This is a genomic window from Aurantiacibacter rhizosphaerae, from assembly GCF_009807005.1.
In the GTDB taxonomy this organism is placed as follows: domain Bacteria; phylum Pseudomonadota; class Alphaproteobacteria; order Sphingomonadales; family Sphingomonadaceae; genus Alteraurantiacibacter; species Alteraurantiacibacter rhizosphaerae.
This window is the reverse complement of sequence record NZ_WUBR01000001.1, coordinates 235,980-261,238: the sequence shown is the minus strand read 5'-3', so window position 1 is coordinate 261,238 and position 25,259 is coordinate 235,980. Positions and strand designations below refer to the sequence as shown.

Sequence of the window (25,259 nt, the reverse complement as noted above, 5' to 3'; positions counted from 1 at the left end):
GAGTGATGAATTCCACCGAGCGATCGCGCCCTGCGCCTTCCGGCTTCGGCCTTGGCAAACTGGCCCTGCGCGGGCTGGCCGGTGGCCTGCTGGCTGGCGGCCTTGCCGCCTTGTCCTTCGGCTCCGTGGCCGGTGCGCAATCCATCGCAGGCTTCAATTCCAATCAGCCGGTCAGCTATGCAGCGGACCGGATCGAGCTGCAGGACAGGCAGAACCGCGTCGTGCTGTCCGGCGATGTTGTCATCACGCAGGGCGATCTGCGACTGACTGCGGCCCGCACGACTGTGGCCTATACCGACGCCGGCACGCTGCGCATCCAGCGGATCGATGCGACCGGCGGCGTAACCGTTGTACGCGGGAATGAGCGTGCCAGCGGGAATGCAGCAGTCTATGATTTCAACCGCCGCGTGATCGTGCTTTCCGGCAATGTCGCCCTGCGTCGCGGCGGCGATACTCTGGATGGCGGCCGCCTCGTGATTGATCTCAATTCAGGCCTCTCCAGCGTGGACGGCGCGGGCAATACCGCCAGCGGACAACGCGGCCGGGTTTCCGGTTCTTTCGCCGTTCCGGATAGCAATTAAGGCGGTCGGCCGCATACGGGTCAGCACGATTTTCGGGCTCGCTGAAACGCCGGACGTTCAACTGCTCTTGCAGTCACCCGGCCAGAATTTGGCCAGATCTGCCGCGTTCTGATGTCCGCCGTATTTCTTGGCCAATAGACCCAGGCGGTTACAATTGAAGTCCGCGCCCAGTTCATTGGCCCGCGCCAGCGTGCTTGCCCATGCACTGGCACCGCCTGCACGATAGCCGGTGAGAAGCGCGTTGTTTTGCCAACGGCCAAACGCCGCCAGACGCTCTGCAAATGCCTGCTGTCCCTCTGGCGTCTGCAACAAACGGCCCAGCAGCTCCTCCGTCGGAGCGGAAAGCGTTCCCATAGCCATCAGCGCGGCGATCCTTTGCGCGGCGCCCTGATACTGGCCCTGGCTCAGTGCAGATTCGGCACTCGCCAACTGCGCAATCGGCTCTCGCCATCCGCGGCGGCTGGCGGCCGATAGCGCATCGGTCGCTGGTTCTTCCTCACCAGCGCTGATTGCGGACAGGGCAAGAATCGTAAGGCTCTCTGCGGGTAAGGGGCGATGCTTTATCTGCATGGTCGCGCTGGCGAGGGCGGCCTGCCCTTGCCCAAGCTGCAACTCCATCTTCGCGCGTTCGCGGGCCGCATTCCCGCTGAAGGCATCGGGCACCATCAGCGCATATGAAGGATCAAGGCGCGATTGCTGATCAAGCTGTGCAAAGCAGGCGACGATCGCCATCAGCAGGGCCAGGCCCGCAATGGTGACGCGGGCGATCATTGCGCGGCCCTACGGTTGGTGGCCAGCAGGACGATGAAGACGGCCCCTGCGCATAGGATCGTCTGATTGCGCAGCGGGTAATCCAGGGTTGATGGCTCATGTCGCCTTTTACGACATTGATGAGCTGGGGCAGCTCATCAATACTGGTACGGCGGATGAACCGACCGATGGGTGTGATCCGATCGTCATCCTTAGACGCCGACCGGTCACCCCTGGCATCAGATTCGCTCATCGAACGGAATTTGTAGATATTGAAGAACCGGTTGCCTCTGCCCACGCGCCGCTGATGAAAGAAAATCGGACCACCATCCTGCAGCTTGATGGCAATGGCCACGGCAGCCATCACCGGGCTGAGCGCCAGCAATGCGACAGAGGACAACGCGATATCGAACAGGCGTTTCAACACGCGCGAGCGCATGCCCAGGCGGCCGGTGGACACCAGCAGTCCGCTGACATTGGCATCATCGTGGTGGACCACCCCAAGCGCGCCGATCGCCCTTGTGAATTCCGAGATGATTTCTCCGTGGCGGCCCGAACCCTTCAACATCTCTGCCCACATCAGCCGAGCGCTGTCCTCGCAACTGATGATCACCTCATCCATGTTGCAGAGATATTTGGCAAAGCGATCCAGCTGGGTCGGATCATTCATGTCCGGGCTCAGACCGTGGGTCTCCGCGTCAATATGGTAGGCGAAAGGCAGCGTGAATCGCGGTCCGCCTGCATGGATCACCAGCTGGTTTACAGGCTTTGGCCCCCAGAGCCTGGTAATCCAGGCCGAGGTGCCGAAGCGAACCAGCGCCATCGCGGTGGTCGCGCCAACCATGCCAGCCGTAAAGATCACGCGCGAAAACTCGGCATTCATCTTGGCAAAAAAGGCGAGGAAGTTCACCAATGCCGCTGCTATCAGCATGGCTGCGATCATGCGGACCACGGAACGGTTCGTGTCGGTAAGGCATGATTGCGAATAGGTGCCGTTGTACAAGGCGACCGTCAGATAGACCGGCAACAGGAGGAAGGCGGGCAAAAGCCCATCCTGAATCAAGTTTATATCGATCGCGCTGCCGTAATAGATGGCAGTCGCTGCGAGGAATGTGCCGAAAAGAACGGCGGTGTCAGCCAGGATCAGGAAAAGATAGATTTGTAGTCTTTTGCGCTCCAGCGAACCCACCAGCCCGTCTGTCGGCGCAATCGGATGCCTGCGGGTCGCCTGCAGATCTGCTGTGTCGAACGTGACTTCTGCCGCATCACCGGCATGAATCACATTCGGATCACCGCGGCTCAGATCCACTTTTCACACCCCGCTTTGTGCGCTGCAACGGGTGCAGCCCTTAACTACGAAATATTACCTAGCAAAATCGTTCCTGAAATCCAGCCTGTTCGTTCGCAAGTGCGGTAGAGCCTTGCTATTGTCGGACATACTGCCGCAAGGCTGCAACACTGGAATGCGCTTATCCCGCGCAGCGATCCGCGCAGCGATCCGCGCAGCGCCATTGATTTTACGTATTTTTTACCAGTTTTAGCGACGCGCCGCGGCGTATCGGGCAATCTGCGCCAATTCCTGCGACAGGATCAGTTCTGCCGTCTGGCTGTTGGCCAGCAAGGACCGATGCAGCTGCGTCAGCCTTGGCACCAGCCGCTCCAGCTTGCCGCCGCTCCAGCGCTGCAACTGGTCGCCGATCTCGCGATGTTCGCGAAAGAACACGCCTTGCGATTTCAGGAATTGCTGCATGTCGTCACCGGGACGCAGATTGGCCGAAAGCCGCGCCAGCTGTGCCGCGCGACGCTCCAGCGCCAGGGTCACGGCAACGGGATTGAGCGAAACCTCACGCATGCGGCGCAATTCGCCCGGAAGCTTGCGCACCTCGCCGCCCAGCGCGGCATTTACCAGCGGCATGAAGCCGTCTTCCTCGGTGGACGCGCCGATCATGTCGAAATCGTCCGGGTTCGCCTGCTTCGGCGATTGCGGAGAGGCATCGAGATAGAGCGCCAGCTTGTCGACCTCGGACTGTGCGAGGCGCACGTCCAGGCCCGCTGCATGGGCGATACGTTCCGCCAGATTGCCATTGAGACGCATACCTGCCGCATCGGCCATCGCGCGCACATCTGCGGTCACGGACCTGAGGTCTGGCGGGTAGAAGATCGCCACCAGTGCATCGGCGCGCTTGATCAGCAGCTTGGCGCTGCGCGACTTGTCCGTGGCGGAGGTGGCGACGATGAAGATCGGCCACGCGCCAGCGGCATCGCCGAGGTCGGCCAGCTCGCAATAGGTCTTGATCGCCTCATGCGCATCCTCCCCGGAAACGCGGGCGTAGATATGGCGGGAATCGCCGAAAAGCGAGGTGGAGCGCGCTTCGTCGAGGAGGCGGGACGGGTCCGATTTCAGGTCCTGCCCGGACAGCTCCACCCGTTCTCCGGGTTCGTCCAACGTAGCGATCACCTTCTTCGCAGCGGCAGAGGCACCGGCTTCGTCAGCGCCGCAAAAGAAGCAAATGCGCAGGGCCTTGCCTGCCTTTTGCGCGGCCTGCGCATAGTCGCGCTGGGTCGCCTTCACGGGTGGCTTCTCACACCGCGACTCACTGCGTTTCGCGCAGGGTGCGGGTGACGCGGGTGACGATCTGGTTCGCCACTTCCTGTGCAAGGTTTTCCAGCGCAGTCTGCTCTGCCGCGATAGTGGCGAATTCGGAGCCGACAACGTCGATACCCGCGTCGGAGCCGGCGGTGGCATCGACAAGGATCGTGTCCGTCGCAACGTCTACCAATTGGTACCGCGCGCGCAGGATGCGGCGCTGGCGGCCGATGGTATCATCGGTCAGCAGGCCGAGGCCTTCCAGGTCATCATCCAGCACGATGTCGAGGCGGTATTGCGAGGTGCTGCCTGTTGCGCCGCGGCCCAGCCTATCATTCAGCGCATTGCGCACCAGCCAGCCTTCGCGGCCGGGGATCGGCGGCACGTCGATGGCGGCCAGTTCGCGCGCGACAAAGCCGTTTCCGCCGCCTGCATAGATAGGTTGCAGCCCGCACCCGGTGAGGGACAGGGAAGGCACCGCAAGGGCCAGGGTAAGGGCGGCAACGCGCATCATGTAACGATATTCACCAGCCTGCCGGGCACCACGATCACCTTGCGAATTTCTGCACCATCGATCGAACGCTGAACCTTCTCGCTGGCAAGTGCAAGCGCCTCCAGATCATCCTTCGATGCATCGGCGGGCGCTGTCAGCGTATCGCGCAGCTTGCCCTTATGCTGCACCGCAATAGTGACTTCGTCATTTACCAGCAGTCTTTCGTCGACCTCGGGCCAATCTGCTTCGGCAACAAGTCCGGTGCCGCCCATCGCGTGCCAGCCTTCCTCGGCAAGATGCGGCATCATGGGGGAGGCCATCAGCAACAGCGAGCGGATGGCGTGGTTGCGATCCGCCGATGGCTTGGCCTTTTCCGCCGCGCTGGTGAGTTCGTAGATCCGCGCCACCGCCTTGTTGAAAGCCAACGCCTCGATGTCTTCGGCAATTGCGGCGATGGTCTGGTGCGTCTTGCGAGCGAGATCCTTGTCCTCGCCGGACGCTCCATCGTCGAATTGTCCGAACAGACGCCAGAGGCGCTGCACGAAACGGCCGCAGCCTTCGATCCCGGCTTCGGACCACGGCAGGTCCCGCTCCGGCGGAGAGTCCGACAGCATGAACCAGCGCACCGCATCGGCACCGTAATCGCGAATGATGTCTTCGGGATCGACGACGTTCTTCTTCGACTTCGACATCTTGATGACCTTGCCGATCTGCACCGGCTGGCCATCGTCCTTCAGCACCGCGCCTTCGCTTGAGCGATCAACCTCGGCAGGCGTGTAATACACCTCTCGCGGGCCGTCCTTGCGGCTGTAAGTCTCGTGCGTCACCATGCCTTGCGTGAACAGGCTGGCGAAGGGCTCCTTCACATCCAGCTTGCCGCAATGGGCGAGAGCGCGCGTCCAGAAGCGGGCGTAAAGCAGGTGCAGGATCGCGTGCTCGATACCGCCGATATATTGATCTACCGGCATCCATTGCGCGACTTCGGCAGCGTCGAAGGGCTTGTCCGCCGGCTGGCTGGCGAAGCGCAGGAAATACCAGCTGGAATTGACGAAAGTGTCGAGCGTGTCGGTTTCCCGCTCGGCCTTGCCGCCACACTTGGGGCAGGTCGTGTCTTTCCACGTGGGATGGCGCAGCAACGGATTGCCCGGCTGTTCGAAAGAGACATCCTCCGGCAGCTTTACCGGCAACTGATCCTTCGGCACGGGCACAACGCCGCAAGCATCGCAATGGATGAAGGGGATGGGCGTGCCCCAGTAACGCTGGCGCGAAACGCCCCAGTCGCGCAGGCGCCATACCGTGGTGCCCTTGCCCCAGCCGCCCTTTTCAGCGCGGGCGATTACCTCGGCCTTGGCGCTTTCCACGTCCATGCCATCGAGAAAATCTGAATTGACGAGAACGCCCTCGCCCGCCTCGGCCTCTCCATCGAAAGGCTTGCCCGCCTCGTCCACGCTAGGCGCGACCACGCGAGGGATGGGCAGCGAATACTTGGTCGCAAATTCGAAGTCGCGCTGGTCATGCCCCGGTACGGCCATGATCGCGCCGGTGCCGTAATCCATCAGCACGAAGTTGGCGATGAACAGCGGCAGCTGTGCCCCGGTGAACGGGTGGCGCGCGGTGATGCCGGTGTCGAAGCCCAGCTTTTCCGCCGTCTCCAGCTCTGCCGCGGTGGTGCCGCCGCGCTTGCACAGCGCGATGAATTCCTGCGCCGTGGCATCATCCGCCGCCACGGCCTGTGCCACCGGATGATCGGCAGCCACGGCCACGAAGCTGGCGCCGAAGATCGTATCGGGCCGCGTGGTGTAGACGGGCAGCTTGTCGCCGCTGGAAAGGTCGAAGGAAAATTCCAGGCCTTGGCTCTTGCCGATCCAGTTTTCCTGCATCAGCCGCACCTTCTGAGGCCAATCCTCCAGCGTGCCGAGGCCGTCCAGCAGGTCTTCGGCGAAATCGGTGATCTTGAGGAACCACTGGTTCAGCTTGCGCTTCTCAACTTCCGCGCCCGAACGCCAGCCCTTGCCGTCGATCACCTGCTCGTTCGCCAGCACGGTCATATCGACCGGGTCCCAATTGACCTCGCTCTCCTTGCGATAGACCAGGCCGTTCTCGAACAGGTCGATAAACAGGGCCTGTTCGTGGCCGTAATATTCAGGATCGCAGGTGGCGAATTCGCGGGACCAGTCGAGCGCAAAGCCCAGCTGTTTCAGCTGGGCCTTCATCGTGGCGATATTATCGTAGGTCCAGCCGCCGGGATGCACGCCCTTTTCCATGGCGGCATTCTCTGCCGGCATGCCGAACGCGTCCCACCCCATGGGGTGCAGCACCTCGCGCCCGCGCATCGCGTGATAGCGCGCCAGCACATCGCCCATCGTGTAATTGCGCACGTGGCCGATGTGGATGCGCCCGCTGGGATAGGGAAACATCTCCAGCACATAGGTCTTGGGCTTGTCGCTGGCGCTGTCGGCTTCGAAGCACTTGGCTTCGTCCCACGCGGCTTGCCAGCGACCGTCGGCGCTCGACGGATCGAATCGTTCAGCTGTCATGGTTTGTGCCCCTAGGGGAGTTTAGCCGATGGCGGAACGCCGGAGATCGCGCGCCTTGGTAAGAATGATGTCTTCCAGACGCTGCACCGTGGCGGCCTGCACGGGTGCCTCCACCCAGGTGCCGCCCTGCAGAACCTGGCGGCTGGCAGCAACGCGCAGCGCATCGGCGCGCAGGTTCTGATCCAGAATGGCGACCGATACCTTCACCCGTTCATTGGGATTGGCGGGATCGGCATACCAGTCTGTTACCAGCACGCCGCCCGAACTGTCTGCCTGCGTCAGCGGCATGAAGGACAAGGTCTCCAGGCTGGCGCGCCAAAGGTAGGAATTCACCCCGATGGAGGTGACCTGCGCCGCGGCCAGATCGGTGCGCAGGCGCTGATCATCGCCGCCGCCACATGCGGAAAGGGCAAGCGAGGCCGTGCCCAGCATGGCGGCACCGGCAAGCTGGCGGGAAAATTTGCGAACGGGGGAAATTGCCATCATTGGTCCTGTAAACACGAAAAGTCGCTGCAAGCAGCCTCTATAACGGGCAAGATGCCCGCGGCAAGGCGAAGCATTGTATAGAGGCCTTCTAAGGGGGCACAAATGCCGCGAATCGCCGTGAACACCCGCTTAATATGGCGACAGATAGCGTGCCAATGCGTGACACGTGCTGTGGAGAAGCTGCAACAGTCTGCAAAAAGCCGTTGGGTTGCAAAGCGATGTCTGGCGTTTTGTACAATTCAGTCGTAGCAATGGAAGTGATCGATGCGACTCGCCAAAAACGGGGAACCACCGTATTCATTCGGCGTCCATCAGGATGGGGATAAAAGAGGACACATGACAAAGAAGCGCACAGCACTGGCAGGAAAGGCGGCGTTTGGCGCGTCCGCACTGCTGCTTGCCGTCGCGCTTCCCAGTGCAGGCTTCGCCTTTGGCGCGCTGGCAGAAAATGCCGCCGTCGATGTGCCGGACACCTTCCTCTCCTTCACACCCGCCAATGCCGATCCGCGGCTGGCAGAATTCATCGCGCAGCAGCATGGCGATTCGCGCATGATGCGCTTCACGCCCGCCGGGTCTGACGATTCGCCCAGCGCGCGCTCCGTCACGGTGGCCGTTCGGGTAGACCAGCAGACGGCAGATGCTCTTGCCGCCAACAACACGATCGGTTCGCAGCGTAGCGAAGCCAACCGCTCCGCCGGGCTCCGCGTGGCATCCACGCGTTACAATCTTGGCCTTGCGCGCGGCTATTCCAGCTTTGCCCAATCGCAGGTTGCATCGCAGGGCGCGGCACCGGCGCGCAAGATCGCCACGCCGGATCTGTCCAGCAATCTTTCGCGCGCACGCATTCCCGATCTTTCGGACTTCGCCCCGCGCGCTGCAACCAAGGACAAGCCCAGCCGCTTTGCCGCCCGGATCGAACTGGACGAAGATCGCGCTGCAGACGATGTGGCCGTTTCCGGCGAAACGCTCACCGATCAGATGCTGGATGTGGCAGGCAGCTATCGCCTGACCCGTAATCTGGATATCACCGCCGGTGTTCGTTACGAACAGGATCGCGATCTGCTTCCCGTTCCGGATCTGGAACAGCAGGACAGCCAGGCCGTGTATATCGGCACCCAGTTCCGCTTCTGATCCTGCAAGACATTTTGTTTTACTCAACCCCGCTTCGGCGGGGTTTTGTTTTGCGGATGACACAAGCCGTGTCTAACGTGAGGCCGGGTTTAACAAACTAGCTGGAGAGACTGATTTGGCACACGTAGCAATTGTTACCGGTGGAACGCGCGGCATTGGCCGCGCTATCTGCGAATCCCTGAAACAGGACGGATTCACCGTCGTCGCCAGTTATGCCGGTAATGATGAAAAGGCGCGTGCCTTTACCGACGAAACCGGCATCGCCGCATACAAGTTCGACGTGGGCGATCACGCGGCAACACTGGCCGCGTGCGAAAAGATCGCCAGCGACGTGGGTCCGATCGATGTCGTGGTGAACAATGCCGGCATCACCCGTGACGGCACGCTGATGCGCATGAGCTATGAAGACTGGTCGGACGTGATGCGCACGAACCTGGGCGGCTGCTTCAACATGGCCAAGGCCACCTTCGAAGGCATGAAGGATCGCAAGTGGGGCCGCATCATCAACATCGGCTCCATCAACGGCCAGGCAGGCCAATACGGCCAGGTGAACTATGCCGCTGCCAAAAGCGGCATCCACGGCTTTACCAAGGCGCTGGCACAGGAAGGCGCGCGTTACGGCATCACCGTGAACGCCATTGCGCCCGGCTATATCGATACGGACATGGTTGCCGCCGTGCCGGAGAACGTGCTGGAAAAGATCGTAGCCAAGATCCCCGTCGGCCGGCTTGGCCAGGCCAGCGAAATCGCGCGGGGCGTGTCTTTCCTCGCTTCCGAGCAGGGGGCTTTCGTCACCGGTTCCACGCTCAGCATCAATGGCGGGCAGCACATGTATTGATTAAGCGGGGCGCCGTGTTCGCGGCGCCCCCTTTTTGAGGCCGCATCATTCGATGATGTAGCCGACAACGCGCAATGCGCCGTCCTCCCGTTCCAGCGTCACCGATTCGATCACGTCCTGCCGCTCTGCGAAATCGGTGCTGAAACGCACCTGCCAATATCCCATCGGCGGTGCGGCAAGATGCTGGAAACTGATTGCATCGCGCCGGATGACCGCACCCAGCGGAGCGCGCGCTTCCAGTGAAACCGCCTCCCACACCTCTGCCGTATTCAGCTCCTGAAAAGCGGAGCCTGTGGCATCGTAACTGCCCTGCCAGTCTGATGCGTCAGTCAGCGCCAGCCATTCGCGGGCGGCGCTCTCCTTTTCCGCGTCATCGGCGGCAACCGCGTGGGGCGCGGCATCCTGCGTTACAGGAAGGTTTGCGGGAAGCGTTGTGGTGAGGGTGAGGATCGCCAGTGTCGTCAGCATCAGGATTGCTCCAATCATCAGGCCGCGGCCATTCCGCGCCCTTGCTGATCCATCGTCTGCCGCAGAGGCATGTACCGGTTCATCCCCCAAATGCTTGTACCCAAGGGTTTTGGCAGGCACCGGCCTCTCCTGCTGCAACAGCAGGCGGGCGGCTTCCTTGCTGCTGGTAACCTGTAGCTTGCGCCGCGCACTGCGCAGCCGTTCGTTTATGGTGTGCACCGACAGCGCGAGTTCCCGCGCCATGGATTTTGCATCGTGCCTGTTCAGGATCAGCCGCAGCGTCTCCTTCTCCTTGTCGGACAATGCCTCGTACCCGTGTGACATGCAGCAAGGGGTACGGCGCGGGGCGCGGTGCAGCTACCCCAAATAATTCGTAGGTCACGGGTTCGTCAGCGGGCGCGGATCGGGCTAGGGGAGTTATCCATGATCGACACGCCCTATCACCCACCGCGAAAGCGATCTGTCGAGATTGCCGGGCACAAGACCTCCATCAGTCTGGAGCCCTTGTTCTGGGACATGCTGCATGAGGCATCCGCACGTGCGGGGCTGCCGGTAAATGCGCTGGTGGCGAAAATAGACGCCGAACGTATCGAGGCCGAGCATCCGCCCGGCCTCGCTACAGCCATCAGGTTGTGGCTGGTCGCCGACTTGCGCCGACGGTCTGATCAGTAATCAGCCTTATCAGTAATTAGCTGGCGGATCACTCGCGGGGAAGCTTTCGTCCAGCTCCTCGTCAACTTCGTCCCAGGTGTCCTTCTTGGGCGAATCGGCCATCGCGCCGGGGCCAGCGTTGCGGATCTGCTGGTGGTTCGATCCACCGGCCTGATTCGCGGCGAATGCCTCGTTACGGTCCTGGCGCGTGGTCTTTTCATAATAGCGATACCCGGCATATCCGAGGGCACCGAGTGCAGCGAGCTTGATAAGCATTGGCTTTATCCTTTCCTTTCCCTTTCAACGCACGGACCGCAGTTAAGTTCTGCACAATTGCTCCAGAATAAGACGACCTGCATATTTGCGATGCCAATGGCGGTTGACCACGGGACTGCCGCACTGCACAAAACCGGCATGACCGAACGCAAACCCATCCGCAAAGCCGTTTTCCCCGTCGCCGGACTTGGCACCCGCTTCCTTCCGGCCACCAAGGCCATTCCCAAGGAATTGCTGCCGATCGTGGATCGCCCGCTTATCCAGTATGCCGTGGACGAGGCGCGCGAGGCGGGGATCGAACAGATGATCTTCGTCACCGGCCGCGGGAAGACCGCCATCGTCGAACATTTCGATGTCGCCTACGAACTCGAAGCCACGATGAGCGAACGCGGCAAGGATATGAGCGTGCTGGACCCGACCCGCGCAACGCCGGGCGATATCATCACCGTTCGCCAGCAGGTTCCGCTGGGCCTGGGCCACGCGATCTGGTGCGCCCGCGCCATCGTGGGCGATGAACCCTTCGCCATCCTGTTGCCGGACGAGATGATGGTGGGTGAACCGGGATGCATGGCGCAGATGGTAGAGGCCTATAACGAGGTTGGCGGAAACCTGATCTCCGTGCTGGAAGTGCCGCATGAAGATGTGTCCAGCTATGGCGTGATCGATCCCGGCGAAACGAATGGCGCTCTGACCGAGGTGAAGGGGCTGGTGGAAAAGCCGCCCGTGGACGAGGCACCTTCGAACAAGATCGTATCGGGCCGCTATATCCTGCAACCTGAAGTGATGCGTACGCTGGAGAACCAGGGCAAGGGTGCCGGCGGTGAAATCCAGCTGACGGATGCGATGGCGAAGATGATCGGCACGCAGCCCTTCAACGCCGTGACATTCGAAGGCCGCCGCTTCGATTGCGGCAGCAAGCTGGGCTTCGTGGAAGCCACGCTGGCGCTGGCGCTGGAGCGTGAGGATATGGGCGCGGATGTACGCGCCATGGCAAAACGGCTGCTAGAAAACTAGCAGCCGCTTCACGAATTCAGATTGTCGAGTGCGCCGTAACAGGCGCCGCTTCTGGCGTGGGTCTTATTCAGGACCGCCGCGTGCAGCCTGTTCGTCATCCGAAGTTTCGATGTGAGCCACCATGTAGGGGATGGGGTTCACAGGCTCGCTGGAGACGCGGACTTCATAATGCAGGTGCGGGCCGGTGGAGCGGCCGGTGGAACCGACATAGCCAATGAGGTCACCCTTGCGGACCTGCTCACCATCCTGAACGGTGTAGCTGGACAGGTGGGCATAACGCGTTTCCACGTCGCCGCCGTGGCCGATCTGCACATAATTGCCGTAAGAGCCATAGTACTGGGCCATTTCAACCATGCCATCAGCCGTGGCATACACCGGCGTGCCGCGCGGGGCGGCGAGATCGACGCCGTTGTGCTGGCGGCGCTGGCGCAGGATCGGGTGGTTACGCATGCCGAAGGAGCTGGTGAGCTTCACACCGTCAACCGGCATCCGCGAGGGAACCGAAACGGCGGTGCGCGGCGCTGCGATGATTTCACCGGTGGCGGTAACGCGGCCACCATCTTCAAGCTGTTCCCAGCTGGCGAAAAGTTCGTTGAATTCGCTGGCATCACCCAAAGGGGTCTGAGCCACGATTGCCGCGTTGATCACGCCTGTTTCTTCAGCCATGGCAGGGCTGGCGACAGCCGCAGTGCCCAGGGCGAGAATGGTTGCTATCTTGACGAGCATACGATCCCTTTTGCTTCGTCAGGCGCTGTTCAAGCGCCCTACAATTTTGCGGCGAGCTGGCCCAAATGGCGCTTCGCATCTGTTTTTTGCCGAGACCCCCGGAACCATCCGCCGTCTCGATAATTGTGAGGTATGATGGGATTCCTTAACTACGCAATACCAGCGTAGAGATCGCGCGACAGACCGGCTGCAAGACGCGCCGAGTCGTTGAACGGTGGTTTCAGCACCCCCCGAAAGTAAGTTTTTACTAACCTTTTCCAGTGGTTTTTCGGCTCTATGCCGCGCTGCACGCACACCTTCGTAAAATGGCTTGCGCCCGCAGAAACGTGGCGGATTTCGTCGTCAAGGACTCGCTGGAGAATCGCCGCACCGCGCGAATCGCCCTGCGATCGTACCCGGTTCAGCGTGGCGGGCGTTACGTCCAGTCCGCGCGCTTCCAGCACCATGGGCACGATGGCCAGCCGCGCCGCTGCATCATGCGCTGTATCCATCGCCGATTGCCAAAGCCCGTCATGCACCGGCAGATCGCCATAGCCTGCCCCCATGGTGGCAAGGTGGCGATCGATCAGCGCGAAATGCATCGCCTCATCCGCCGCAACGCCAAGAAAATCGGCGATGAAGGCATCGCCCATCTCGGCGCCAAAGCGGCCCACGATATCCAGCGCCAGATCGATGGCGACGAATTCTATATGCGCAAGGCTGTGCCACAAGGCGATGCGATTGCGCGCATTGCCGCCCTTCCCGCGTTTTGGCATCCGGCCCGGCGGCAACACCTCCAGCCCATCCGGCCATGCCGGGCTATCAGGCATACTGACGGTAAAGCCGCCGGGCAGCCTGCCCTTGCGCCAGTCACGCACCAGCGCGCGCGTGGCCATTACCTTGGCGCGCTTGTCGCCTGTCAGCAGGGCAGTACGGATTGCCTCAGAAAGGTCAGCCACGCGGGTGGGCTCTACAAAGCTTGGGCGGCTGCCAGCACTTCGTCCACGTGCCCCTTCACCTTCACCTTGCGCCAGACGCGCGCGATGCGGCCTTCGGTATCCACCAGAAACGTGGTGCGCACCATGCCCATGAAGGTTTTTCCGTACATCTTCTTTTCGGTCCAGATGCCCAGCGCATCGGCCAGCCCATCCTCCTGCGGGTCTGAAGCAAGGGGCACGGCAAGGTCGTGCTTGGCGATGAACTTCTCATGCCGGGCGTAGGGGTCTTTGGATACGCCCACCACGGCGGTGCCTGCCGCCTCGAACTCCGGTTTTGCCGCGCTGAATTCCACGCTTTCGGTGGTGCAGCCCGGCGTCATGTCCTTGGGGTAGAAGAACAGCACCAGTTTCTGCCCGCGATAGTCCGACGGTTTGATGGCCGCGCCATCGGCGCCTTCCATCGCCACGTCCGGCATCATGTCGCCTTCGCCCGGTAATTGCTGCTCGCTCATGTCTTAAATCTCCAGTGTTTCGCCAAGATGCCTGGCCCATTGCGCGGCAATGCCCTGGCGTGCCTGCGCCAGCGATTGCAACAGGGCCTCGTAACTGTCTTCTCCGCAGGCCTGCGCCAGCACGGCGCGCGTGGCGGGCGCGGGTTCCGTACCATCGGGCGCGAACAGGCGCACGGCCACAAGGTAGCGGGTGATGGCAAGGTGGTGGCCGGCATAATCCTGCGGCAGCAGATCGTGTTCTGCCAGCGTGGCAATCGCCTTTTCCATCGCGGGGTTGAAGCCCAGCCCTTCCCGCAATTGCAGGTAGTGGACGAGAAATTCGGAATCCACCAATCCGCCGCGCATCAGCTTTACATCCAGCGGGCCGCGCGGCGGCTTTGCCTTCAGCATCTCTCCGCGCATATGCAGCACGTCCTGCTTCAGCACCTGCGGATCGCGCGTTTCGCACAGGACATCGCGGATCAGGCCGGACAATCTGTCGCGCGCTTCATCGCTGCCGTAAATCGGGCGGGCTCTGGCCAGCGCCATATGCTCCCACGTCCAGGCCGATTCGCGCTGGTAACGCTGGAAGGATTCAAACCCCACCGCCAGCGGACCCTGCTTCCCCTGCGGGCGCAGCCGCGTATCGATCTCATACAAGGCTCCTTCTGCCGTGGGCACGCTGAGCGCGGCGGTGACGCGGGTGGCGAGGCGATTGTAATACAGCGTCACCGACAAGGGGCGATCGCCGTCCGATTCAACGCCGCTCTTCTCAGGATCGGTAAACAGGAACACCACGTCGAGGTCTGACGCATGGGTCAGCGCACCGCCGCCCAATCGGCCAAGGCCCAGGATCACCAGCTCGCTGCCGGGGATCTCTCCGTGCTTGGCGCGAAAATCGGCGATGGCGGCATCTGCGCCTGTCTGCACCGCAGCCTCCGCCACGCGGCACAGGCCTTCGGCGATGTTCAGCGGATCGTGGCGGCATTCCACCATCTGCGCGCCAAGGGCGAAGCGTTCCTCCCCCACCACCTGCCGCAGCCGGTCCAGCCGCGATTCGTAATCGCTGTCCTCGCTCGCCTGCATGCGCTGGGCCAGCGTGCCCACCGGGCCGGGCAGGTCCAGCGCATTGGGATCGATCAGCGCATCCAGCAGTTCAGGACGCCGCGCCAGCGCATCGGCCAGCGGGCGCGCCAGCGTGAGAATGCGCAGCACCCGGTCCAGCAGGCCGGGGCGCTGTTCGAACAGGCGGAACAGGTTGATGGCGGTGGGCAGGCGTTCCAGCAGCGTTTCCCACCGCGTCATCGCGTGATCTGGATCGGGCGCCCCGGCCAGCGCCGACAGTAGATCGTCGCTGATCGCATCGAAAGCCATGCGCGCCTCTTCCGAACGCAGCGCCCGCAGCGAACCGCGCCAATGCTGTGTGCGCGCATCGAAGCGTTCGCGCAGCTCGGCCGGCACGGTGACGCTGGTGGAGGTCTGCTCCTCGTCCTCTCCCAGCAAATCGTCGTATCGCGCGGCCACGCGTTCGCAAATGGCGTGCACATGCTGCACCAGCGCAGGCCCATCGGGCAGGCCGTGCAATTGCGCGACATTGTCCAGCTTTTCCGCGGTGTCGGGCAGGGAATGGGTCTGCCGGTCGTCCACCATTTGCAGGCGGTGTTCGATGATGCGCAGGGCATCGTAGCTTTCACCCAGCACGCGGGCATCCTCGCTGGCGATAATCTCCGCCTCGGCCAAGGCATCCAGCGCCGCACGCGTGCCGCGCCGCCGCAGGGCGGGATTGCGGCCGCCGTAGATCAGCTGGTGCGTCTGGGCGAAGAACTCGATCTCGCGAATGCCGCCGCGACCCTTCTTGATATCGAAGCCGGGGCCAACCTCGCGCGTGCCCTCGTAAGCCTCGCGGATGCGCATGGTCAGGCGGCGCACTTCCTCGATAGCGGTGAAATCCAGGCTCTTGCGCCACACGAAGGACCGGATTTCATCGAGGAAATGCTCCCCCGCCGCCACATCACCCGCCGCAGCGCGCGCGCGGATGAAGGCGGCCCGTTCCCACGCCAGCGCGCTGCTTTCGTAATGAGAGATGGCCGCGTTGAATGGGATGGCGAGCGGCGACACCTCGCTGGCCGGGCGCAGGCGCAGGTCAACCCGCAGCACATAACCCTCTCCCGTGCGCTGCCCCAGCAGCTCCACCAATTGCCGGGCATAGCGCTGCGCGGCCTCCGCCGGCTCGTCCCGCTCCCGCCGGGCCAGCCGTGCGGGATCGAACAGCAGGATGGGATCGATGTCGGACGAATAATTGAGCTCGCCCGCGCCCTGCTTGCCCAGCGCCAGCGCGGAAAAGCCGCTGGTGTCCGCGCCCTCCACCCGGCGCTGCACCACGGCCAGCATCGCTGCATCCAGCGCGCGGTCGGCAAAGCCGGAAAGCTCTGCCATCACCATGTCGAGGTCAAACGCCCCGGCAAGATCGCCCACCGCCAGCACCAATGCCAGCGACAGCCGCTCGCGCCGCAGGGCCACGCCGGTATCCTCGATCCCCTCCCCCGCGCCCTTTGCCAGCGCCAGCGCCTCTGCCCCCTTGCCATCGCCCATCAGCGATACGAGTTCGGCGCGGCTTTCCATCGCGCGTTTCAGAAAGGGCGAGTGCGCGCGGGCGCGATTCAGGGCGGATTGCCAGTCAAATGTCATCGCTACGGCTCCTGCCCTCGTGCCTTGCCTGCTTCAAGCCCCGTGATGCTTGCTCCGGCGCTGCGCCAATGCCACATGGGCAATGATTTCGCCTGAAAGGAAATAGATGCTCCGTTTCACAAGCCCGCTTGCAGTGCTCTCGCTGGCCGCATGCGCCACCGTTCCTGCCGGCACGCCGACAGCCCCGATATCGCTGGAAACCGTGCAGGAAAACGTGCGCACCCTGTCTTCCGATGCGTTCGAAGGGCGCAAGCCAGGCACACCCGGCGGACAGAAGACGGTAGACTATCTGGTGCAGCAATTCGCCGCCGCAGGCCTGCAGCCGGGCAATGGCGACAGCTATTTGCAAAAGGTGCCGCTGGTGGAAATCACCGGCAGCGATTTCGCCCCGCTGACCGTGGGCGATCTTTCGTTCGAGCATGGCAAGGACTGGGTCGGCGTAAGCTATCGGCAGGTACCCGCCACCACCATCGCGGATAGTGAGCTGGTGTTCGTGGGATACGGCATCAACGCGCCCGAACGCGGCTGGAACGATTATGCCGGCGTGGACATGACGGGCAAGACCGCGCTGATCCTCATCAACGACGCGGATTTCGCGGAGGACACGCTGGAAGGCCCCTTCAACGGCCGCGCGATGACCTATTACGGACGCTGGACCTACAAATACGAGGAAGCCGCGCGGCAGGGCGCCACCGCCGCGCTGATCGTGCATGAGGATTTCGCCGCCAGCTACGGCTGGAACGTGGTGGAAGGCAGCTGGACCGGCGCGCAGGCCTATACCGATACCGGCGGCGACGGATCGGACCAGACGGCGATGAACGGCTGGGTATCGAACGACACCGCCGCCGCGATATTCCAGGCGGCAGGCATGGACCTTGGCGCAATGGTGCAAGCCGCCAGCCAGCCCGGTTTCAAGGCGGTTTCGCTCGGTATGCCCGTTGCCACCAGCTTCACCAATTCATCCCGCCGCTACACCTCCAACAATGTGATCGGCATTCTGCCGGGGGCCACGCGGCCTGACGAGATCGTGCTGCACACCGCGCATTGGGATCACCTTGGCCGCTGCATTCCCAATGATGCGGGCGATGATATCTGCAACGGCGCGGTCGACAACGCGACGGGCACCGCTGCGCTGGTCGCCCTGGCGCAGGCGCAGCACCAATCGCCTCCGCTGGATCGCAGCCTGGTGTTCCTGGCCGTGACGGCGGAGGAATCGGGCCTGCTGGGCGCGGAATATTATGCCGCCAACCCGGTCTACCCGCTCAGCCAGACGGTGGGCGGCATCAACATGGATGGCATCGCCGTTCGCGGCGAGACGCGCGATGTAAACGTGCGCGGCGGCGGCAAAAGCGAGCTTGACGATTACCTCGCTGCCGCATTGGCGGCACAGGGGCGCACCGCCTCGCCCGATCCCGCACCCGAAGCTGGCTATTACTACCGATCCGACCACTTCCCGCTGGTGAAGCGCGGCGTGCCGATGTTCTATGTGAAATCGGGGCTGGACCTCGTGGACGGCGGCACTGCGCGCGGGGAGGCCCTGGAAGCCGAATACCGCGCCAGCGCCTATCACGCGCCCGACGATGAATATGACGAGAACTGGGACTGGTCCGGCCTGATGCAGGATCTGGACCTCTATTACCGCCTCGCCCGCGCGTTGGGCAGCACCACCGACTGGCCCGAATGGAACGAGGGTGACGAATTCCGCGCCGTGCGTCAGGCAAGCTGTGCTGCAAGTGAAGAAGGCTGCTGACCACATGACATTTCGTATGCCCGCCGAATGGGCGAAGCAGGACTGGATCTGGATCGGCTTCCCCGCCCATGGCGACTTGTGGGAGGAGAACCTCTCCCCTGCGCAGGAGCAGATGGCAGCCTTCGCCAATGCCGTTGCCGAAACCGGGCAGCAGGTGCGGCTGGTGGTGCGCGATGCGACCGCCGAAATGCGCGCGAAAGACCTTGTTTCGGGTGCGGTGAAATTTGAGCGACACCCCTATGGCGACATCTGGATCCGCGACACCGGCCCGCTGACCGTGCTCGGCCCCGATGGCCAGCGCCGCGCGCAGGGCTTCGGCTTCAACGGCTGGGGCGGCAAGTACCTGCTGGAGGGGGACCAGGATACCGGACCTTCGCTGGCCGAAGCGGGCGGCCTGTCCTATTCACGCGCCGACTGGATACTGGAAGGCGGCGCGGTGGAGAGCGACGGCACCGGGCTGGTGGTGACGACGGAGCAATGCCTGCTGAACCCCAATCGCAACCCCTCGCTTACCCGCGAGGATATCTGGGCCAATTTGCAGCGCGATCTCGGCTTCGATCGTATCTTGTGGCTGGGTGATGGGCTGGCGGGCGATCACACCGATGGCCATGTCGATAATCTGGCGCGCATGGTGGGCGAAGGGGTTATCGCCATTCCCCGCGCCACTTCGGCTGACGATCCCAACACTTCCGTATATGAAGACGCTCGCGCCCGCGCGCAGGATTTCGGGCTGGAGGTGCGTGACATCCCCTCCCCCGGCTGGATGGGCGAAGGCGACGAGGCAGAGCCTGCCAGCTACATGAACTTTGCCATTTGCAATGATGTGGTGGTAGTGCCCACCTATGGCAGCACGCATGATGATGATGCCGTGGCCGCCGTGAGCGATCTCTTCCCCGGACGCGTAGCAGTGGGCCTGCGTGCGGATGCCGTGCTGACGGGCGGCGGCAGCTTCCATTGCGCCAGCCAGCATGTCCCTATGGCTTAATTAACAATTTGTTAGGATTTGGCGCCTAGTCTGCTGAACATGGCCCACGCATTTGCCCTGACACGCGAAACGCTCTCCGATCCGATGGATCTGATGCGCAGCATTATCGTGTGCGGCTGCGGGCTGGCCCTTATCCTCGCCGCCTGAGGTTTGCTTACAATTTAGTGCACCGTGATGGCCACCACGCTGGTCAGCACGCGGCGCATGAAATCCACCTGGCCGCGCGCACCCGTCTTGGCGTAGATCTTCTTTGAATAATTGCGCGCGGTCTCGATCGTCAGGCCGTGTTTTTCGGCGGCGTCGGCAATCGAGATGCCCTGCGCGATGGACCATGCAAAGCGCGCCTCGCTCTGCGTCAGCTTGAACATGTCGATCAATTGCTGGCACCTGTCTGCCGAAGAGCTTTGATCGCCGCGGAAATACACCACGGCCACCGCCTTCCCCCCGACTGACAGCGACGTGACCCGCACGGGTGAGACGAGAATGTCGATCCACGGGTCCTGACTGAGGTTGACCGCGCGCGGCCGGGCGTCGGGCTTTTCCGCAAAGGATTTCACCAGTATCGTCAATTGCCGGTCAATCGCGGGCGATAGCGGGGTCAGCCTGCCATAGGGCCCCTGCCGCAGCGCGGCGGACCGGCTGAGGAAGCGCTGCGCCTGTTCATCCATATCCACCACGCGGCACCGCCGGTCCACCGCGATCCAGCCGAAATCGATGTGGCTGAACGCGCCCGCCGTCATCGATGCGCGCGCCTTCTCCTGCTCCAGCCGGGCCAGCACGCGCAGCGCCACCCGCATATGCGGCAGGAGCGCGGTCAGCAATGCGCTGGCGGACGGGGCAATCTCCTCCGCCGATGTCAGCACCAGCCAGGCATCAAGGCCGCTGGGATCGCCCAGCCGCACCGATCGCATATGCCGCAGGTCCAGCGGATCCAGCACCTTGCGCGCAAAATCGCGCTGCTCCTCCCCCAAGTCCAGCAGCTCCGCCAGGCTATAGACGCGCCCTTCGCGCATGGATCGCGCGCGCATCGGTTCTGCCCCACCCCGTCCCGCATCTTGTCCCGAATCCCGTCCCGAATCCCGTCCCGAATCGAGGCGCGCATCGAACAGCTGTTGCAAGCCTGGCGCGGGCGTGGCGGAGCCTGCGGAAAGCTGGATAGCGGAAACGGCATCGGGCGCGTGGATCAGCAGGCTGGCGCTGTCGCAGGCGGTTACCTGCTTCAGCCTTTTGAGGAACGTGTCCCACATGGGCATTTCGAACATGCCTTCGTGCAGGGGGACCAACAATTCCGTCTCACCAAGATTGGGTACTCGCATGACTACTTTGTTTATACCTCCCATATGGGAAGTCAAAGCCCCGTAGATCTGCCTATGAGGCGAGTCGAAGAAATACGAAAGTTTGCCAAATGACCGCGACGCTCACCCATCTCCAGCGCCTTGAAGCAGAGGCGATCCATATCATCCGCGAAGTGGCGGCAGAGGCTGAAAAGCCCGTGATGCTGTATTCCGTGGGGAAGGACAGCGCGGTGATGCTGCACCTTGCCAAGAAGGCATTCTACCCCTCGCCCCCGCCATTCCCGCTGCTGCATGTCGACACCACCTGGAAGTTCAAGGCGATGTACGAGCTGCGCGAAAAGGCCGCGCAGGATGCGGGCATGGAACTGCTGGTCTACCAGAACCCTGAGGCGAAAGAGCGCGGCATCAACCCCTTCGATCACGGCCCGCTGCACACCGATATGTGGAAGACCGAAGGGCTGAAGCAGGCGCTAAACCATTACGGCTTCGATGCAGCATTCGGCGGCGCGCGGCGTGACGAGGAAAAGAGCCGCGCGAAGGAGCGCGTGTTCTCCTTCCGCACGGCCAGCCACGGGTGGGACCCGAAGAACCAGCGCCCGGAACTGTGGAACCTCTACAACGCGAAAAAGAAGAAGGGGGAGAGCATCCGCGTCTTCCCCATCTCCAACTGGACCGAGCTGGACGTGTGGCAATATATCCAGCTTGAGAATATCGAGATCGTCCCCCTCTATTTCTCCGCGCCGCGTCCCACCTTCATCTACGAAGGCGGATTGTTCATGGCCGACGATATCGAGCGGCTGGAAGAGGTGATGGGCGAGAAGCCCGAAATCACCACCCGCTCCGTTCGCTTCCGCACGCTGGGCTGCTTCCCGCTGACGGGCGCTGTTGAAAGCGAGGCGTCCACCCTTTCCGAAGTGATCCAGGAAACCCTGCTCACCACCACCAGCGAACGCCAGGGCCGCGTGATCGACAAGGATGCCGGCGGCGCTGGCATGGAGAAGAAGAAGCAGGAGGGGTATTTCTGATGACCGAACAAACGACCGATTCCGTCTACCGGACCGATGCCCTGATCGCAGAGGATATCGATAGCTATCTGGAAACCCACCAGCACAAGACCATGCTGCGCTTCATCACCTGCGGCAGCGTGGACGATGGCAAGAGCACGCTGATCGGGCGCTTGCTGTACGATTCCAAGATGATCTTCGAAGATCAGTTGGAAGCGCTGAGCAGCGACAGCAAGAAGGTGGGCACTCAGGGGCAGGAAATCGACTTCGCCCTGCTGGTGGATGGCTTGGCCGCAGAACGCGAACAGGGCATCACCATCGATGTGGCCTATCGCTTCTTCAACACTGAAAAGCGCAAGTTCATCGTCGCCGATTGCCCCGGCCACGAACAATACACCCGCAACATGGTGACAGGCGCCTCCACCGCCGATCTCGCCGTGATCCTGGTGGATGCGCGCAAGGGCGTGCTGGTGCAGACGCGCCGCCATTCGTATCTGTGCCACCTCATCGGCATCAAGAATATCGTGCTGGCCGTGAACAAGATGGACCTGGTGGATTACGATCAGGCCACGTTTGACAAGATCGTGGCCGAATATTCCGCCTTTGCCGAGGAAATCGGCATCGAGAGCTTCACCGCCATGCCCATCAGCGGGTTCAAGGGCGACAACATCACCGCCGCCTCCAGCGAGAATACCCCGTGGTATGACGGGCCAAGCCTTGTCGATCACCTGGAAGGCGTGGAAGTGCTGTCTGACGTGGCGGCGGACAAGCCGTTCCGCATGCCGGTGCAGTGGGTGAACCGCCCGAACCTGGATTTCCGTGGCTTCTCCGGCCTGATCGCCAGCGGGCAGGTAAAGCCCGGCGATACAGTGCGCGCGCTGCCATCTGGCAAGACGAGCACGGTGAAGAGCATCGTCACCTTCGATGGCGAACTGGACGAGGCGCAGGCGGGACAGTCCGTCACTATCACGCTGGAAGACGAGATCGATTGCTCGCGCGGCGATGTGCTGTGCGTGGCCGACAATCCGCCAGAAACCGCCGACCAGTTCGAGGCCACGCTGGTCTGGCTGAATGACGAGGACATGCATGTCGGCCGTGGCTACTGGCTGAAGCTGGGCACGCAGACCGTGTCTGCCACGGTGCAGCAGCCCAAGTACCGCGTCGATGTGAACACCATGGACGAGCTGGCGGCAAAGACCCTGTCGCTGAATGATATCGGCGTGGCGGAAGTCTATTCGGACAAGCCGCTGGTGTTCGAACCCTATGCCGATAACCGCACCATGGGCGGCTTCATCCTGGTGGACAAGATCACCAATGCTACCGTCGCCGCAGGCATGCTGAACTTCAGCCTGCGCCGCAGCCAGAACGTGCATTGGCAGGCGACGGACATCACCCGCGAACATCACGCGGGCATGAAGAACCAGACGCCGCGCGTGCTTTGGTTCACCGGCCTCTCCGGCTCTGGCAAATCCACCATCGCCAACGAGGTGGAGAAAAAGCTGGCCTTGATGAACCGCCACACCTTCCTGCTGGATGGCGACAATGTGCGCCACGGCCTGAACAAGGACCTTGGCTTTACCGAGGCGGACCGGATCGAGAATATCCGCCGCGTGGGCGAGGTGGCCCGGTTGATGACCGATGCCGGCCTGATCGTCCTCACCGCCTTCATCAGCCCCTTCCGTGCCGAGCGGCAGATGGTGCGATCCATGCTGGAGGATCACGAATTCATCGAGGTGTTCGTGGATACGCCGCTGGAAGTGGCGGAAGAACGCGATGTGAAGGGCCTCTATAAAAAGGCGCGCAGCGGACAGCTGAAGAACTTCACCGGCATCGACAGTCCTTATGAGGCGCCCGAAAACCCGGAAATCACCGTCAACACGGTGGAGATGACGCCGGAAGAGGCCGCCGATTACATCATTCAGCAAATCCTGCCCCTTAAGTGAGTATTGCACCCATGACATCTGCAATGACAGACGCCGAACTTGCCGCCCATCTGGCCGAATGTGCCGGTCGTATCCTGCTTGAAGTGCGCGCCTCCGGCATGTTCGAGGGGAAAGCACTGGGCAAGGCGGGGGACGAGACTGCGAACCAGTTCCTGGTCCACGCCATCCGCGCGCAGCGCCCCGATGACGGGTTGCTGAGCGAGGAAAGCAAGGACACCGAAGAACGCCTGTCGAAGGAGCGTGTGTGGATCGTCGATCCCGTGGATGGCACGCGCGAATATGGCGAGGAGCGCAGCGACTGGGCCGTGCATGTCGCGCTGGCAATCGACGGCAAGCCCGAAATCGGCGCTGTCGCGCTGCCGGGCCTTGGCAAGGTGTTGCGCACGGATCAGCCCGGCCCGCTGGGCGCTGCGGCAGAAAAACCCCGCCTCGTCGTCAGCCGCACGCGGCCCGCTGCCGAAGCCGTGGCCGTCGCAGAACGCATCGGCGGAGAGCTGGTGGGCATGGGCAGTGCGGGGGCCAAGGCCATGGCCGTGGTGCGGGGCGAAGCGGAAATCTATCTGCATTCGGGCGGCCAGTTCGAATGGGATAGCTGCGCGCCCGCCGCAGTCGCGGCCGCACACGGCCTGCACTGCTCGCGTATCGATGGCTCGCCGCTCATCTACAACCAGCGCGATACCTATATGCCCGATCTGCTGATCTGCCGCCCCGAATGGGCGGAAAAGGTGCTGGCCGAAGTGAAGGATCTGGCCACGGGCTGACCCAATGCTGGGCGGTATAGACCTGGGCTACTCCCTGGCGGGGCTCCTGGTCAGTTTTCTGGTCGGCCTTACCGGCGTGGGCGGCGGGTCGCTGATGTCCCCCATCCTGATCCTGCTGTTTGGCATCAATCCCGCCGTTGCGGTGGGCACGGATCTCTGGTTTGCCGCCATCACGAAATCGATAGGCGGCGGCGTTCATCATCGCCTCGGATCCGTGGACTGGCACCTGGTCCGCAGGCTGGCCGCAGGCAGTATCCCGGTTGCCGTTCTCACCTTGCTGTGGCTGTGGCTGATGCAGGACGGAAGGCTGGAAAGCGCCTTCCTGCTGCATCTTTTGGGCGCGGCATTGCTGCTGACGTCCGTCCTCATGCTGCTGAAACCGCATATTCAGCCCGGTCTGCGCAGGCTGAAAGATCGGATTGGTCCGGGAATGCGATCGCAACAGCTTGTTCTGACAGTGGCGGGCGGCGCGGTGATCGGCGGGCTGGTGACGCTCACCTCCGTCGGTGCAGGGGCGCTGGTGGCGGTGTTGCTGGCGATGCTTTATCCGCTACGATTGAGCACCAAGTCGATCGTCGGCACCGATATCATGCATGCCGTGCCGCTTACGATTGTCGCCGCCACCGGGCACAGTTTTCTGGGCAATGTGGATGGTTGGCTTCTGGCAAGCCTGTTGATCGGTTCCATCCCGGGAATTGTCGTCGGCTCCCTGGTTGGTGGTTTCATAAACGAAAATCTCGTGCGCTATGCCCTGGCCGCAATGCTGGCTGTATCCGCCATCAAGATGCTGAGTTCCTAGTTCTGGAATCCATCTGAAATGCACCCGGCGCGGCGAATGGATTCATACAAGTTAATGGAAACACGATTATGCCGGGCGAGTGCGCTTT

23 protein-coding genes and 1 pseudogene are annotated in these 25,259 nt (G+C 62.4%); 11 read left to right on the top strand and 13 right to left on the bottom strand.

Translation table 11 applies throughout. The features are described from left to right. Positions 1-5 precede the first annotated feature (5 nt). Positions 6-581, top strand: a complete 576-nt coding sequence (locus GRF63_RS01290) for an LptA/OstA family protein (RefSeq protein ID WP_160484211.1) — start codon at positions 6-8, stop codon at positions 579-581. A gap of 57 nt (positions 582-638) precedes the next feature. On the opposite strand, the gene GRF63_RS01285 is transcribed toward GRF63_RS01290, so the two are convergent. The 6 genes from GRF63_RS01285 to GRF63_RS01260 all read right to left on the bottom strand — a co-directional run bounded on the left by GRF63_RS01285 (position 639) and on the right by GRF63_RS01260 (position 7,431). Then, the gene (locus tag GRF63_RS01285; RefSeq protein WP_160484210.1) at positions 639-1,352 is read right to left on the bottom strand and encodes a hypothetical protein; all 714 of its coding nucleotides are present in this window, start codon (positions 1,350-1,352) and stop codon (positions 639-641) included. Continuing rightward, positions 1,282-2,640 (bottom strand): sugar transferase, encoded by a 1,359-nt coding sequence (locus GRF63_RS01280; RefSeq protein WP_160484209.1) that lies wholly within the window; start codon positions 2,638-2,640, stop codon positions 1,282-1,284. Before GRF63_RS01280 ends, GRF63_RS01285 begins: the two co-directional genes overlap by 71 nt. A 228-nt stretch (positions 2,641-2,868) precedes the next feature. After that, positions 2,869-3,903: a DNA polymerase III subunit delta gene (holA, locus tag GRF63_RS01275; protein ID WP_160484208.1), complete on the bottom strand. Its 1,035-nt coding sequence runs from the start codon at positions 3,901-3,903 to the stop codon at positions 2,869-2,871. 22 nt (positions 3,904-3,925) lie between these two features. Next, entirely contained in the window at positions 3,926-4,429 is a 504-nt protein-coding gene (gene lptE / locus GRF63_RS01270) for an LPS assembly lipoprotein LptE (RefSeq protein ID WP_160485323.1), read from the bottom strand. Then, entirely contained in the window at positions 4,429-6,948 is a 2,520-nt protein-coding gene (leuS, locus tag GRF63_RS01265) for a leucine--tRNA ligase (RefSeq protein WP_160484207.1), read from the bottom strand. Before leuS ends, lptE begins: the two co-directional genes overlap by 1 nt. Positions 6,949-6,969: 21 nt before the next feature. Further along, positions 6,970-7,431 (bottom strand): DUF3576 domain-containing protein, encoded by a 462-nt coding sequence (locus GRF63_RS01260; protein ID WP_160485322.1) that lies wholly within the window; start codon positions 7,429-7,431, stop codon positions 6,970-6,972. Between the two features lie 339 nt (positions 7,432-7,770). On the opposite strand from GRF63_RS01260, the gene GRF63_RS01255 reads away from it, so the two are divergent. Further along, positions 7,771-8,565, top strand: a complete 795-nt coding sequence (locus GRF63_RS01255) for a hypothetical protein (protein ID WP_160484206.1) — start codon at positions 7,771-7,773, stop codon at positions 8,563-8,565. Between the two features lie 115 nt (positions 8,566-8,680). After that, positions 8,681-9,403, top strand: a complete 723-nt coding sequence (gene phbB / locus GRF63_RS01250; RefSeq protein ID WP_160484205.1) for an acetoacetyl-CoA reductase — start codon at positions 8,681-8,683, stop codon at positions 9,401-9,403. 45 nt (positions 9,404-9,448) lie between these two features. On the opposite strand, the gene GRF63_RS01245 is transcribed toward phbB, so the two are convergent. Further along, a complete protein-coding gene (locus GRF63_RS01245; protein ID WP_160484204.1) occupies positions 9,449-10,195 on the bottom strand; it encodes a DUF4019 domain-containing protein in 747 nt (248 codons plus the stop codon). A gap of 102 nt (positions 10,196-10,297) precedes the next feature. Here GRF63_RS01245 and GRF63_RS01240 point away from each other — a divergent pair, with 102 nt between their 5' ends. Continuing rightward, positions 10,298-10,543 carry a ribbon-helix-helix domain-containing protein gene (locus tag GRF63_RS01240; protein WP_337189628.1) on the top strand — a complete coding sequence of 82 codons (246 nt, stop codon included), beginning with the start codon at positions 10,298-10,300 and terminating at the stop codon, positions 10,541-10,543. Positions 10,544-10,552: 9 nt separating this feature from the next. Here GRF63_RS01240 and GRF63_RS01235 read toward each other — a convergent pair whose 3' ends face one another. Further along, the gene (locus GRF63_RS01235; RefSeq protein WP_160484202.1) at positions 10,553-10,798 is read right to left on the bottom strand and encodes a hypothetical protein; all 246 of its coding nucleotides are present in this window, start codon (positions 10,796-10,798) and stop codon (positions 10,553-10,555) included. A gap of 96 nt (positions 10,799-10,894) precedes the next feature. Here GRF63_RS01235 and galU point away from each other — a divergent pair, with 96 nt between their 5' ends. Continuing rightward, a complete protein-coding gene (galU, locus tag GRF63_RS01230; protein WP_419865940.1) occupies positions 10,895-11,812 on the top strand; it encodes a UTP--glucose-1-phosphate uridylyltransferase GalU in 918 nt (305 codons plus the stop codon). A gap of 63 nt (positions 11,813-11,875) precedes the next feature. Here galU and GRF63_RS01225 read toward each other — a convergent pair whose 3' ends face one another. From GRF63_RS01225 to glnE, 4 genes are all read right to left on the bottom strand, one after another. Next, positions 11,876-12,478 (bottom strand): M23 family metallopeptidase, encoded by a 603-nt coding sequence (locus GRF63_RS01225; protein WP_237392246.1) that lies wholly within the window; start codon positions 12,476-12,478, stop codon positions 11,876-11,878. 209 nt (positions 12,479-12,687) lie between these two features. After that, positions 12,688-13,476 (bottom strand): DUF455 family protein, encoded by a 789-nt coding sequence (locus tag GRF63_RS01220; RefSeq protein WP_160484200.1) that lies wholly within the window; start codon positions 13,474-13,476, stop codon positions 12,688-12,690. Positions 13,477-13,487: 11 nt separating this feature from the next. Then, positions 13,488-13,967, bottom strand: coding sequence for a peroxiredoxin (locus GRF63_RS01215; RefSeq protein ID WP_160484199.1), 480 nt, complete (start codon positions 13,965-13,967; stop codon positions 13,488-13,490). A 3-nt stretch (positions 13,968-13,970) separates the two neighbouring features. Beyond that, complete coding sequence (glnE, locus tag GRF63_RS01210) at positions 13,971-16,634, bottom strand: bifunctional [glutamate--ammonia ligase]-adenylyl-L-tyrosine phosphorylase/[glutamate--ammonia-ligase] adenylyltransferase (protein WP_160484198.1); 2,664 nt, start codon at positions 16,632-16,634, stop codon at positions 13,971-13,973. A gap of 106 nt (positions 16,635-16,740) precedes the next feature. Between glnE and GRF63_RS01205 the strand changes: the two genes are divergently transcribed. Both GRF63_RS01205 and GRF63_RS01200 read left to right on the top strand, forming a co-directional pair. Beyond that, positions 16,741-18,384 (top strand): M28 family metallopeptidase, encoded by a 1,644-nt coding sequence (locus tag GRF63_RS01205; protein ID WP_160484197.1) that lies wholly within the window; start codon positions 16,741-16,743, stop codon positions 18,382-18,384. 4 nt (positions 18,385-18,388) lie between these two features. Then, positions 18,389-19,369 (top strand): agmatine deiminase family protein, encoded by a 981-nt coding sequence (locus tag GRF63_RS01200; protein WP_160484196.1) that lies wholly within the window; start codon positions 18,389-18,391, stop codon positions 19,367-19,369. A gap of 161 nt (positions 19,370-19,530) precedes the next feature. Here the strand turns inward: GRF63_RS01200 and GRF63_RS01195 are convergent, their stop codons facing one another. Then, entirely contained in the window at positions 19,531-20,685 is a 1,155-nt protein-coding gene (locus GRF63_RS01195) for a helix-turn-helix transcriptional regulator (protein WP_160484195.1), read from the bottom strand. Between the two features lie 68 nt (positions 20,686-20,753). Between GRF63_RS01195 and cysD the strand changes: the two are divergent. From cysD to GRF63_RS01175, 4 genes and pseudogenes are all read left to right on the top strand, one after another. Beyond that, a pseudogene (cysD, locus tag GRF63_RS01190) lies at positions 20,754-21,689 on the top strand (sulfate adenylyltransferase subunit CysD); the annotation flags it as partial. Next, positions 21,689-23,611: a sulfate adenylyltransferase subunit CysN gene (gene cysN / locus GRF63_RS01185; RefSeq protein WP_160484193.1), complete on the top strand. Its 1,923-nt coding sequence runs from the start codon at positions 21,689-21,691 to the stop codon at positions 23,609-23,611. The pseudogene cysD and the gene cysN, both read left to right, overlap by 1 nt. Positions 23,612-23,634: 23 nt before the next feature. Next, entirely contained in the window at positions 23,635-24,372 is a 738-nt protein-coding gene (locus GRF63_RS01180) for a 3'(2'),5'-bisphosphate nucleotidase CysQ (RefSeq protein ID WP_160484192.1), read from the top strand. A 4-nt stretch (positions 24,373-24,376) separates the two neighbouring features. Next, positions 24,377-25,171 (top strand): sulfite exporter TauE/SafE family protein, encoded by a 795-nt coding sequence (locus tag GRF63_RS01175; protein WP_160484191.1) that lies wholly within the window; start codon positions 24,377-24,379, stop codon positions 25,169-25,171. Positions 25,172-25,259: the final 88 nt, after the last annotated feature.